Raw genomic sequence first — 11,241 nt, 5'->3', positions numbered from 1 at the left:
TTGTACTGTATAGCTATAGTTTTAATGGCCGTTTAAACCAAAATAAACCTTGCTTTTCCTCTAAAGCTATGCTAAAATCCATCAAACAGATACATATGAAAGGGGATAAGTATGGATAATATCAGAATAAATGCAGATGGAAAATACATTTGCACTAAACACAAATTAGATCTTCAATGGAGCCAAAATAGATCAACAGGAGAATACTTTCTCAAATGCCCAGACAATAAAAAATTTGAGTGTGGAACTCGCGAAGTTAGCGAATATGACGCGTTAAAATATGATATGTTTGCTCCCAATAGGGACGATGCCATGGTTGATTTTGTTAAAGGGCTTATGGATGAAGATGATGATTAATAAGCACTTATGTCACCCTTAAAGGGTGGCATATTTTTATGCTATCTTCTCTCAATCTTTGTTTCAAACTTATCAATATCTTCTTTGTTATACATAGCATTTTGCTTGTCCATAACCTTTAAGCCAGAAACTATTGATAGTGTCAATATTTTTTTCGCAAATTCTATTTCAACCGTCTGGTGGCCGGTAGTCAGCCAGCTATGATATCAGACGATGACGTATAAAATGACATATTCCTCGCACTGAAAATCACGTATAAAAACAAATGGGAAAATGAATAGATTACCTCGGATATATTTATAATTCATTAACAGAACAGGAAACATATGACTGAGAAAGTTTTTAGGTAGTCTACCACTGACTACAGGCTGATAGACAAACTAAAATAGCGGAACCCGGTTAAAACCTAGGCTTCCGCTACAAATAAGAAGAGCGCGAGACGGGACTCGAACCCGCGACCCCGACCTTGGCAAGGTCGTACTCCACCAACTGAGCCACTCGCGCATAAAAATTATAAAATTTATTCAATTGCTACAACACTAGAATTATATCATACGTTTTTAATAAATGCAAGAGGTTCATATCATTTTTTTGTTGTTTTGTACTATATATTTCCATAAATACCTACTAATTTCAACTCTTTTGGACATGCACTTCTCAATCCGAGCATGGCCGATGTATTTGTTCTTTCCTCCTGTTTCTGAGGGATCATAGATTTTAAGGCGGCCCGCAGATTACAGGCATCTTCAACGGCATGCTCCCGGCGCCTGCAGTATCAAATTCAGTAGCTTTTTTCAGCAAAGAATGATAAAATATAGATAGATATTGCCTACAAGTTTCAATTCTGTCCTGTCCATACCTGGTACTCTTATAAAGACATGTATCAGACAAGCCTTATGTTAAATTTAGATGGCAACACAGGACAGCCACCAACGCCTATGGCGTTATTTATTTGATTTGTGCCGCCGATTAAGGCCGCAGAACGGAGTTTTACATGTCACTCATACCGTTTCAAAAATTGCCGCCCCGGAGACATACGGAAGATGCACGCCAATATGCATACCGGATTATCCGGCATTTCATTTTGAACCTTCATTTGCCCCCAGGCCGTAAGATGAACGAGGTAGAACTTGCAGACGCGCTGAACATAAGCCGTACGCCGGTCCATGATACGCTCTACAAGCTTTCCCGTAAAAATCTGGTGGACGTAATCCCCCAAAAGGGCGCCTTTGTATCCAGGATTGACATAAACCGGATTGAGCAAACTTTATGGATCAATAAGCAGCTTGGGACAGCTATGCTTCAAAACATCTTCATTAAAAAAGTGAAACGGCCTCAGTTTGATATACTTTATCATAACCTGATGCAGCAGGAGGACTATCTGGCCCAAAAGGACCTAACCCAGTCCGTCCGGCTGATCACCGAATATTATCATTTGCTTTATGATCTGGCAGGCAAGATGGACTTCATCTGGGAACCCGTCCAGAAAGCCGGGATGGACTTACAAAGGCTTCTATACTTATCTGCCTCCGATGCTTCCGTAATGGAAGATTTTCTCAGAGATTTAACTGCGCTTACTGATGCACTGGCAGAACGGGATACAGACCGGGCGTGCACCATTTACCATCATCATCTGGCCCGGATTCTTTTGCTCATATCGCCTTTAAAGGAACGCTATCCGGATTATTTTATCGAAAATAATAAAGAACAGACAAATACCAGTCTTCAGGAACAGAAAGGGCTTCTTTATGAAAAATGATATTTATCATAATATGTTTACACTGGCTGGAAAAAAAGCCCTGATCCCGGGAGGAACCGGGGGTTTGGGAAGCGCCATCGCCAGAGCCTTCCTGCAAAACGGAGCTGATGTAGCCGTATGCGGCGGCCATCCGGAAAAGGCTGCCCAACTTGAGGAAGAAGCAACGCAGACCGGCCGCAGCTTTCTTTCCCTGCGCTGCGACATCCGTGACCGGGCTGACGTGGCAGAAATGCTTGATCAGGTGGACAAGGCATTTGGCCGTATTGATATCCTGGTTAACAGCGCCGGGATGAACCGTCTGCTGCCGGCGGAGGATTACGATGAAGATACCTTTGACCAGGTAATGGACTTAAATGTAAAAGGTATTCACACGGTAACCCGGGCGGTAGGAAAGCGTTTCATGATTCCCAACCGATATGGGCGTATTGTCAATCTCTCTTCCGTAAAGGGCTTTATCGGAACGAAACAGGATTATATCGCTTATTGCACCAGCAAAGGCGCAACCAATATGTACACAAAGCAATTAGCCTGTGAATGGGGAAAATATGGCATAACATGCAATGCCATCGCTCCCACCTTTGTTCGGACGCCTATTAACTCATTCCAGCTGGATGACCCAGTATTTTATGAAAAGCTGACGGACCGCATCCCTCTTGGGCGCATCGGCCGCGAAGAGGATATTGCTGCCGCCGCACTGTATTTATGCAGCGATGCCGCCTCCTTTGTAACCGGCCAGATCCTTGGCGTGGACGGAGGCTTAACGGCCATGCAGTAACAGGCGGCCTACCGATGAAAGAATTCAATAATCCATAAAACAGGAGGAATTACCCATGATTTTTGGAAACATTTACAAACCCATGCTGGAGGAACAGCTTTCTGTTCTGCCCGCTCCCCTGCGAAGTGCCATTCGCTTTTTAAAGGACAACGATTTGGCAGCTCATGAACCTGGGGTTTTTAATATAGAACTGGACGGACTGCCGGTCATCCTGCAGGTCCTTGATTTAGACACAAAAGACCGGGAGAACCTTCGTCCGGAAATTCACAGAAAAAATATAGACGTACAGTTTCTTGCCAAGGGCGGTCCGGAAGAAGCCGGCTTTTACAGTAAAGACGAAACCGGACAGGTAGACGAAGATCTTCTAGATACTCCCAGGGATATTTTGTTCTTCCGCAATGATCCAAAAGCTCCGGAGGGACGCATCCACATGGTTCCAGGCACCTATGCCATTTATTTCCCTTGGGATGTCCATATCCCCGCTATCCAGGTCGGAGATAGCCCTGCGGCGATCCGCAAGATCGTTATAAAAGTGCCTTTTGAAAGCTGCCTGTCAGGCGAAGCCTCGCAGGGGGAATGATTATGAGCCTGAACAAATATCTGACTGAACTTTCCATGAAGGATCCTGACCTGCGCCGTATGGCTTTGGAAAAGGTCCTGGAGCAGGAAAACCTGCCCTTTGAACGTCAGGAAGAAGCGCCTTCGCCCAATGCTCCCAGAGGAATCATTAATTATCTGATTTCTCCGGAAGACAACAGGCCCAGCCTTTTGTTCTGTGCCCATTACGATGCCGTTTACGGAAGCTTTGGGGCAAATGACAATGCTGCTTCTCTTTGCATCCTGGTTGCTCTCGCAAAGGCCCTCCGCACCGAAAATTATCCTGCTCGTTTCGCATTTTTTGACGGAGAGGAAACAGGCAATTCGGGAAGCCGTCATTACGTCAGCCAAATGGACCGCCAGGCCATTACCGGTGTGATTAATGTGGATGTATGCGGTTACGGAGATACCATTGCAGTTTATGACAGGGGGAATGCAAAAAAAGAGTCTGTACGCGCTTTCTGCAACAAGGAAATCTTGAAAGCCCACAATGGTCTCCTAGTCAAATTTTTGCCGAAAAGCGACGAAGCCTCTTTCTCCGGACTCCGAATTCCTGCGATCAGCATAGCCTCCATTCCACGTTGGGATATCCAGTATCTAAATGCCCTTTCCAATCTGGGCAGTGGATTTTTAGGACATCCCCCGGAGTTTGACATGATCCTCAGTCAGATGGATGTATCAAGCACCATGCACGGTGGCTATCGAGACTCACCTGAATGGGTGGAGCCGGAAGCCATGACACGTATATATGAATATCTTATGGATGCACTGCACGCTCCGGAAGATAAGAAAAAGCGGTTCCTTCTGTTTTAGATACAGAAGGAACCGCTTGATTTATTTGGAGATAAACGATGATTAAAAATCAAAGGTTAGAACAATCTTACGAATAGACGGATCATGGCTGTCCACAAAATCAAACGCCTCCTGGGCGCGGATCAACGGGAAGGTATGAGAAACAGAGCCGCTTAGATCCAGCTTTCCCTCATCAATCAGTTCAATGGCTTTTCCAAACATCTTATTCTGCAGACGGGAACCTCTTACATCCAGCTCTTTGGAAGTGATGGCAAACTGGGTAATCTCCGTAGGAGACGTAGAAAATCCCATGGTCATGACCCGACCGGCATTTCCGGTGGCCTGAAGAAGCTGGGTCAGGGAATCCTTACTGCAAACAGCATCTATGGAAACCGTTGCTCCTCTCATGTGAGTATATTCCTTTACCTTTTCCTGAAGATCCTCTTTCAAGGTATTGATCGTATAAGCAGCCCCGTTCTTTTTAGCAGTTTCCAGCTTATCATCCTGGATGTCCGCAACAATGATATGATCACAGATTAAACGTGCAGTCTTTAATATGGAGCTTCCAAGAGCGCCGGAACCATAAATCAAAAGCATGTCATCCTTATCCAGCTCCGCACGGGTGCAGGACTGGATGCCGATGGTGGCAGGTTCGATCATAACAGCATCTTCATCAGAAAGGGAATCCGGAAGAACATAGCAGTCTGATTCCGGTACGGCCATATATTCGCGGTAGCCTCCATCAATGTGGACGCCGCGTACAGCCAGATGGTCGCATACATTGCCCCGTCCGATCCGGCAGGGATAACAATGGCCGCAGCTTGTCACCTGGTTGATGATCACACGGTCACCCACCTTTAAATTCTTGACAGAAGAGCCTATTTCCGCCACCTTTCCTACCATTTCATGTCCAATGATCCTGGGATATGTAGCTGCGGCATTGGTTCCATGGTAAATACCTACATCGGAGCCGCAGATTCCTGCAGCGGTCATTTTAATCAGTACATTATTCTTTTCGTCTATAACCGGCATTTCTACATCAATGACTTTTAACTCATAAGGTTTTACAATCTGTACCGCTTTCATAAGTCTTAAATCTCCTTTATAATTTTAAATCAGATTCCCTAATGGATTTCCAGATACTGCTCAAGCACAGAATCCATCTCGTTTTTCTTCTCCTGCGTCAGAGGCAGCATGGGTTTTCTTACTTCTCCGGCTGGGATTCCCTGGCTGGAAACGATATACTTTAGGTTCGCGCACAATCCATTCTTTAAAAGCACATCCAGAATGTTGTTGCATTTGGTCTGAAGGATTCTGGCCTCCTCCTCCCTGCCTTCTAAATAATGCTCCATGACGAGCTTAAACTGGGGCAGCATAAAATTGAAGCTGCTTCCGATAAAGCCGTCACAGCCAAAAGCTAGGAAAGCCACCATACAGCTTTCAAAACCGCCGAAGCATTTAATATCAGGATTAATGTTCCTCATCCGCTCCATCTGAAGCAAATTAAGATTGGTATGCTTTACAGATCCTATTGCACCGGATTTTAAAAGCGCCTGAATATCCGGATGGGAAACTTCAAGCTCTCTGTGGGTGCTGGAGGGGATGTTATAATAAAGAACCGGCTGGCCGATCGCTTCTGCAATATCGTAGTAATATCCTGCAATCTCCCTCTCAGAAAATCCAAAGTAAAGCGGAGGAGTCGCCGCTATATTCCGGATGCCCATATCCTTTGCCTTTTTCGCATAGAATACGGCTTCCTCTGTACTGATGGATCCTACATGAGCGAATATATCTGCACGGTTTACATATTCTGAAGCAAGTTCAAAGGAGCGAACCCTTTCCTCTCTGGTCAGCAGAAAACATTCTCCCGAACTTCCCCCGATAAAGAATCCATCCGCTCCCTCTGAAATATTTCTCTCCCAAAGCTGCCTTGCAGCGGACTCATTGATTTCACCATTTTCTTTAAACGGAGTGATGGAAGCAACATATAATTTCTTCATGATTTGTAATCCCCCTTATCATTTGACTTTTCCCCTGTACATGTTTTAAACCCCTTCTCTGGGTCAGACTGACTAATAATAGATAAAGAGGCCGGTATCCGGCAGCGCATAAACCCTGCGGCGGAAAACCAGCCTCTTTCTATATCCTGTTACCGGCTTTTGTCTTCCATAGCGTGTACCATTTCCACCAGGAACTCATGGGTCGGTACCGGAATGCCGCATTTCTTCGCAGCCCTTACTACGGAGCCGCTGATTGTATCTACTTCTGTTTTCCGTCCATTTTGCAGATCTGCACGGATGGAGGTGCAGCCGTTTGGAGACATCTCCGAGGTCTTCTTTACCTTTTCTATGATCTCATCGTCATCCGCAAGGAGGCCCAGACCACGGGCTACGGAAGCCGCCTCTTTAATCAGGCGGACAGTCATGTTCCAGGCATGTTCATTGGATGCAATATACCCCATGTCCACTTGAAGGATGCCTGTGACAGCACTTAATGATACGTTAGTAAAAAGCTTGTTCCAGATAAGCTGCTGGATATTGGAATGGACATTTACCCGAAAGCCACAGCATTCAAAAGCTTCTTTCAGCCTTGGAAGGAACTGCGCGTTATCTTCTACCAGCATGCCTACGTTGGTATTGCCTGTACCGCCTCGTTTCACATAGCCAAGGCCCAAAACTGCGCCATTGTCTTCTGTGGTACCGATGATCATATGATCCTTGGAAACAAACTCCTCCAGGATATCCTCGTGGCCGGAACCGTTCTGCAAGGTCATCACATAAGTTCCAGGACCGATTAAACTTCTGTTTGTGTCCAGTGCTGCTTTGGAATATAAGGATTTAACGAACAGAATGACAAGATCTACTGGTTCCATACCCTCTGTTGAAGTAACAGCATTGGGATGGTAAACATGCTCTTCGTTATCTTCCAGAAGCTTGATCCCTTCCTTTTGAATGTGCTCCACAACGGCTGGCGCCGTATCTACCATATATACTTCATTGTTCAGAGATAAGTGGGAACCATAGATGGAACCCATGGCCCCTGCCCCTATAACAGCAATCTTCATCAATTTCACCCTCTATTATTTAGAAAATTCCGCAATTCCCTCGATGGCATATGCGCGGATCGGGCAGGAATCCAGTCCTTTGATTGGCATTGGAGCGTAGGACATGAAGAATGTGTCAGTGGTCAGCTCTTCTAAGTTCTTTAATACCTCTAAGAATACCACATTAACTTCCATCAGAACGTCATGGAATGCGCATACATCCTCGTTGTTGCTCTCAATGGATACACCGTCGCCAAAGCCAACGCATTTTACCTTCTTCTCCTTTAACCATTCTGCGGTCTCACGGCAGATGAAAAGACGCTCATCCTCTTTCGTGTTAGAAGCAGGAGTAAATGGAGCAAGCTTGCGTGGGGAATCCAGGATAACGATATCTCCCTCTTTGATGCGGTCGCCGCAGGCTTTTTCTAAGTCTTCACCCTTAATCTTGCCGTTAGGTTCCATATGATCGATGTTTACAAGGATCGCACGACCCATGAAAGTGGTGATAGGCAGACCCTGTACGTCTGTCCAGTTATCATTGTGGTGGTATGGGCATTCCACATGAGTACCTAAATGGCTGGTCAAATCCATAATCGTGTGCCAATCCGGGATTGGGCCACCTGTGTTAAAACGGAATAAATGACACCGTCTTGTCTCAGTTGCCGGATCCAGCTGCTTTGTTAAATCAATAACTCGTAACCCATTTCCCAGTTCATATGCGCTCATTGTTTGTACCTCCTATGTTATAAAATGGTTTTTCTTTCTCTATCTATTATACCAGTATACCGGTATACCGGTCAATCTTTTTTTATTGACTTCATGGTTCTTTTCAGGTATGATATTTTCCGTAGCACTTATGGCCAGACAAGGTTGTCTGGTATTTCCAAAAACGACAGGAGTCATTCATGAACGATACCGGTTCCCTGCAATATCAGGCTTATCATACAATCAAAGAACAGATCCTTTCCAAATCCCTGGACTCAGAGGTTTTGTACTCGGAAACCAGAATGGCAAAGGAGCTGGGTATTTCCCGGACCCCTCTGCGTGAGGCACTTCAATATCTCTCGCAGGAAGGTTATATCACCATCATTCCCAGCCGCGGATTCATGATCCGGCGTCTGGACAAGGAGACCATGCGGGAATCCATTCAGGTACGCTGTGCCATTGAGGGTTTTTGTGTCCATCTGGCCGCAGGCTGCGATGATAAAAAAAGGGTGAACATACTTTTAAAGGATATGGAAGAATCCCTTACCAGGCAAAAAGCTGCTCTCTCTGCAAAGAATTTCCCGGAATCCTTTACAGAAGAGGACCACAAGTTCCATATGCTTTTGGTCCATTTCGCTGAGAACAGCGAATTTAACCATCTGTTCCAGCGCCTTCTCTATACCATACATTTAACCACTGCCAATGCCCTGACCGTCGCCGGCCGTGCACAGGCGACCTATGAAGAGCATTTATCCTTTTACCAGCATCTGAAAAAAGGGGATAGCCTCCAGGCCTATAATGTCCTGATCACACACCTTATGATGCCTTTGAATATGAATATCATTTAACGATTTCTGTCCGGCCTGGTTTTACGAGAGGCCGGACAGATTTGTTTTTAAAGTGCGATCTTTACAACAACTTTCTTTACATCACAAGGCTTACCAGCCGCGCAGCGGGGCTTATGGGCATCTTCAGGAGCCACAATGATCAAATCCCCTTCTTCTAACAGAACACTTCCGCTAAATTCCGGTTCTTCATAGAAAATCACATCGTTTGCCTCAATCCGTTCCTTTACCTTTAAGCCGTCCCTTTTGCATACACCGAACTGTTCCCTTCCGGAAACAAGATACTGAATATCAAAATATTTCTCATGGGTCTCAAAGGATCCCTGTTCTGCCGGAAATGTAGTGTATTCCTGTACATTTGCCACCACCATGTCTCCCTTGACCGGGTAGCTTCCTGCCGGCAAAGAACGGATATCCGTTACTTTCAGCCAATCATAGGCTGCACGGAATTTATCTTCCAGATAATCGTATTTTTCTGCAACTGAAATGTTAGAAAAAAGCATAAGTTTTCTCTCCTTTTTATTTGCTTGCAATGTCCTTTGTATTTAAATCGCCTTCTGAGATCGCAACCACCTGGGACCAGACAGTCTCATCTACGGACACACCATCCTTCATGCTGCGTTCTCTTGTGGTAATGGTGCGTTCTCCAGGACAGGTAACCTGGCCGCCTTCCCGCTCCGGATGACTTGCATCCGCTGCAGCAACACGTCGGTTAAGCATTTCCTGGATTTCTTCCTTTGTTCCGAAAAGATATGGATCATAGGCAATGAAGATCTGGCAGCAACCGGTGCAGCTTCCTCTTCCTTCCTCATCCATATCAAAACCACTCTTTCCGTTTGCCATGAGTGCAGCTGCCAAATCAAGCGCAATGGCCATGCCGCTTCCCTTCCAGTAACCGGTGGGAAGGATCCTCCTGCTCTCCTCGATGGCACCCGGATCATCCGTTAAGTTTCCGTCTTTATCAAAACCTCCGGGGAATGGAAGCTTTTTGTCTGCCAGACGGTAAACTCCAAGCTTTCCATAAGCATACTGGCTCATCGCCATATCAAGAACAATCGGGCCATCCTCTCTTGGAATGGCAATGCAGAACGGGTTATTTCCAACACCCGGCTCATCACTGCCCCATAAAGGCATACAACTCTCCGTATTGATCCAGCTCATGCCCATGAAACCAGCCTCTGCCATTCTCCAGGCATAGGTGCCGCCCCGCATCCAGTGAGTCGTATTCCTTAAGGCAACGCATCCGATCCCATGTTCTTTGGCAAGCTCCATAGCCCGATCTGCGCAAAACATTGCATTGGTAATACCGATTCCTAAATGTCCGTCGTAATTTTCAACAGCTCCCCTGGCTCCTATAAGCTCTGGCTTTCCCTTTGGATCCACCCAGCCCTTCTGTACATATTCTACAAAACGCGGAACACGGTTTAATCCATGGCTTTCAACACCATCTGCACTGGACTGGGTGTGGATGGTTGAACAAACCTCAGCCTGTTCCATAGTAAGTCCGGCATTTAACAACGCTTTTTTAATTGTTTCTTTTACTGTCTCATATGGAATTTTTAAACTCATATCTTCTCCTGCTTTCTTTTAGGCGGTCCGCGGTGTTCTCCCCGCACAGACCATCATCTCTTCGTAAAGTCCACTGGCTTCTTCCGGTGAATAGCCATAGACCAAAAATACATCCATTATATAGGGGGAATAGGTGATCCCCATGATTTCCTGGGCAAACCCCATTGCTGCAATCTCGCTGAAAGCGATCACATTGGAATCATTATGAAGAAAACCAAGGGACCACAGTCTGACCTTTTCTGTCTTCGTGAAAATCTCATGATGGTATTGCTCTTCCACGTGATGAAATAGCTCGTGAGACAGCAGAAGGCGGCTGATATCAAGTCCCTCTGTCAGCAAATTTGAAATCCCCGGTCTGTCAAAGAGCTTCTCCCCTTTTTTCACCGCATCCATATAGATGCAGATTTTATTGGGTACCCTGTATTCAGCGAAAAGCACACGGTCGGTTTTCTCTGGGAATTCCGGAAAAGAGATATCCATGCCCATGGCTTGTGCCAGCTTCTTAGGATCCCTGGTCTGGTACTTTTCACAAACCTTCTGTGCATATTCTCTGCCGCAGGCCAGGCTTTTCTCCATCCATTCCTTTCGCTGCTCTTCGTTAAACTTTCCATTTAACGGCTCTCTGGAAAATGCATAGGAATACCATTCCACCGGGTCTATTTCCGCTAAGTCATTCATCATGTCTTCGATTGGACGTACATCAAAGTGGGGGCGCTCATACACGCTTGTCCTCTGCTTTCCGAAAAGTCCATCTGTAATGGGCTTTAGGGCATTCCGAAACTCTTCCTTCTTCATAATC

Annotated in this window: 13 protein-coding genes and 1 tRNA gene; 6 read left to right on the top strand and 8 right to left on the bottom strand. The window is 45.7% G+C overall.

The window, feature by feature from the left end:
• Positions 1-111: 111 nt before the first annotated feature.
• Complete coding sequence (locus tag ACHZES_RS16230) at positions 112-357, top strand: hypothetical protein (RefSeq protein ID WP_395547105.1); 246 nt, start codon at positions 112-114, stop codon at positions 355-357.
• Between the two features lie 431 nt (positions 358-788).
• Here the strand turns inward: ACHZES_RS16230 and ACHZES_RS16225 are convergent.
• Positions 789-861 (bottom strand) — tRNA-Gly (locus ACHZES_RS16225).
• A gap of 610 nt (positions 862-1,471) precedes the next feature.
• Between ACHZES_RS16225 and ACHZES_RS16220 the strand changes: the two genes are divergently transcribed.
• Genes ACHZES_RS16220 through ACHZES_RS16205 form a run of 4 tightly spaced genes read left to right on the top strand, consistent with a single transcriptional unit; the run spans position 1,472 to position 4,301 of the window.
• Positions 1,472-2,116, top strand: a complete 645-nt coding sequence (locus tag ACHZES_RS16220; protein WP_242843098.1) for a GntR family transcriptional regulator — start codon at positions 1,472-1,474, stop codon at positions 2,114-2,116.
• Complete coding sequence (locus ACHZES_RS16215) at positions 2,106-2,891, top strand: SDR family NAD(P)-dependent oxidoreductase (protein WP_395547106.1); 786 nt, start codon at positions 2,106-2,108, stop codon at positions 2,889-2,891. Before ACHZES_RS16220 ends, ACHZES_RS16215 begins: the two co-directional genes overlap by 11 nt.
• 55 nt (positions 2,892-2,946) lie before the next feature.
• Positions 2,947-3,471, top strand: a complete 525-nt coding sequence (locus ACHZES_RS16210; protein ID WP_395547107.1) for a YhcH/YjgK/YiaL family protein — start codon at positions 2,947-2,949, stop codon at positions 3,469-3,471.
• A 2-nt stretch (positions 3,472-3,473) separates the two neighbouring features.
• Positions 3,474-4,301: a M28 family peptidase gene (locus tag ACHZES_RS16205; protein WP_395547109.1), complete on the top strand. Its 828-nt coding sequence runs from the start codon at positions 3,474-3,476 to the stop codon at positions 4,299-4,301.
• 42 nt (positions 4,302-4,343) lie between these two features.
• On the opposite strand, the gene ACHZES_RS16200 is transcribed toward ACHZES_RS16205, so the two are convergent.
• From ACHZES_RS16200 to ACHZES_RS16185, 4 genes are all read right to left on the bottom strand, one after another.
• Positions 4,344-5,366 (bottom strand): zinc-binding alcohol dehydrogenase family protein, encoded by a 1,023-nt coding sequence (locus ACHZES_RS16200; RefSeq protein WP_395547110.1) that lies wholly within the window; start codon positions 5,364-5,366, stop codon positions 4,344-4,346.
• Positions 5,367-5,404: 38 nt separating this feature from the next.
• Positions 5,405-6,280, bottom strand: coding sequence for a dihydrodipicolinate synthase family protein (locus tag ACHZES_RS16195; protein WP_395547111.1), 876 nt, complete (start codon positions 6,278-6,280; stop codon positions 5,405-5,407).
• Positions 6,281-6,429: 149 nt separating this feature from the next.
• Positions 6,430-7,344, bottom strand: a complete 915-nt coding sequence (locus tag ACHZES_RS16190; protein ID WP_038280322.1) for a ketopantoate reductase family protein — start codon at positions 7,342-7,344, stop codon at positions 6,430-6,432.
• A gap of 15 nt (positions 7,345-7,359) precedes the next feature.
• Positions 7,360-8,049, bottom strand: coding sequence for a cyclase family protein (locus tag ACHZES_RS16185; RefSeq protein ID WP_038280320.1), 690 nt, complete (start codon positions 8,047-8,049; stop codon positions 7,360-7,362).
• A gap of 179 nt (positions 8,050-8,228) precedes the next feature.
• On the opposite strand from ACHZES_RS16185, the gene ACHZES_RS16180 reads away from it, so the two are divergent.
• Positions 8,229-8,876, top strand: a complete 648-nt coding sequence (locus ACHZES_RS16180) for a GntR family transcriptional regulator (RefSeq protein WP_154524988.1) — start codon at positions 8,229-8,231, stop codon at positions 8,874-8,876.
• Positions 8,877-8,923: 47 nt separating this feature from the next.
• Here ACHZES_RS16180 and ACHZES_RS16175 read toward each other — a convergent pair whose 3' ends face one another.
• The 3 genes from ACHZES_RS16175 to ACHZES_RS16165 are packed head-to-tail and all read right to left on the bottom strand — an operon-like array spanning position 8,924 to position 11,237.
• A complete protein-coding gene (locus ACHZES_RS16175) occupies positions 8,924-9,376 on the bottom strand; it encodes a YhcH/YjgK/YiaL family protein (protein ID WP_038280317.1) in 453 nt (150 codons plus the stop codon).
• Between the two features lie 16 nt (positions 9,377-9,392).
• Positions 9,393-10,442, bottom strand: a complete 1,050-nt coding sequence (gene yiaK, locus ACHZES_RS16170; RefSeq protein ID WP_038280315.1) for a 3-dehydro-L-gulonate 2-dehydrogenase — start codon at positions 10,440-10,442, stop codon at positions 9,393-9,395.
• Positions 10,443-10,460: 18 nt separating this feature from the next.
• The gene (locus tag ACHZES_RS16165; RefSeq protein WP_395547112.1) at positions 10,461-11,237 is read right to left on the bottom strand and encodes a hypothetical protein; all 777 of its coding nucleotides are present in this window, start codon (positions 11,235-11,237) and stop codon (positions 10,461-10,463) included.
• Positions 11,238-11,241: the final 4 nt, after the last annotated feature.

The organism is Lacrimispora sanguinis (assembly GCF_044987295.1).
Lineage (GTDB): Bacteria > Bacillota > Clostridia > Lachnospirales > Lachnospiraceae > Lacrimispora > Lacrimispora celerecrescens_B.
This window is presented reverse-complemented; position numbering and strand designations above follow the sequence as displayed.

Bases quoted from the DNA above. Each gene is read 5' to 3' on its own strand.
- ACHZES_RS16230 (WP_395547105.1), top strand. From the start codon at position 112: ATGGATAATATCAGAATAAATGCAGATGGAAAATACATTTGCACTAAA.
- ACHZES_RS16220 (WP_242843098.1), top strand. From the start codon at position 1,472: ATGAACGAGGTAGAACTTGCAGACGCGCTGAACATAAGCCGTACGCCG.
- ACHZES_RS16215 (WP_395547106.1), top strand. From the start codon at position 2,106: ATGAAAAATGATATTTATCATAATATGTTTACACTGGCTGGAAAAAAA.
- ACHZES_RS16210 (WP_395547107.1), top strand. From the start codon at position 2,947: ATGATTTTTGGAAACATTTACAAACCCATGCTGGAGGAACAGCTTTCT.
- ACHZES_RS16205 (WP_395547109.1), top strand. From the start codon at position 3,474: ATGAGCCTGAACAAATATCTGACTGAACTTTCCATGAAGGATCCTGAC.
- ACHZES_RS16200 (WP_395547110.1), bottom strand. From the start codon at position 5,366: ATGAAAGCGGTACAGATTGTAAAACCTTATGAGTTAAAAGTCATTGAT.
- ACHZES_RS16195 (WP_395547111.1), bottom strand. From the start codon at position 6,280: ATGAAGAAATTATATGTTGCTTCCATCACTCCGTTTAAAGAAAATGGT.
- ACHZES_RS16190 (WP_038280322.1), bottom strand. From the start codon at position 7,344: ATGAAGATTGCTGTTATAGGGGCAGGGGCCATGGGTTCCATCTATGGT.
- ACHZES_RS16185 (WP_038280320.1), bottom strand. From the start codon at position 8,049: ATGAGCGCATATGAACTGGGAAATGGGTTACGAGTTATTGATTTAACA.
- ACHZES_RS16180 (WP_154524988.1), top strand. From the start codon at position 8,229: ATGAACGATACCGGTTCCCTGCAATATCAGGCTTATCATACAATCAAA.
- ACHZES_RS16175 (WP_038280317.1), bottom strand. From the start codon at position 9,376: ATGCTTTTTTCTAACATTTCAGTTGCAGAAAAATACGATTATCTGGAA.
- yiaK (WP_038280315.1), bottom strand. From the start codon at position 10,442: ATGAGTTTAAAAATTCCATATGAGACAGTAAAAGAAACAATTAAAAAA.
- ACHZES_RS16165 (WP_395547112.1), bottom strand. From the start codon at position 11,237: ATGAAGAAGGAAGAGTTTCGGAATGCCCTAAAGCCCATTACAGATGGA.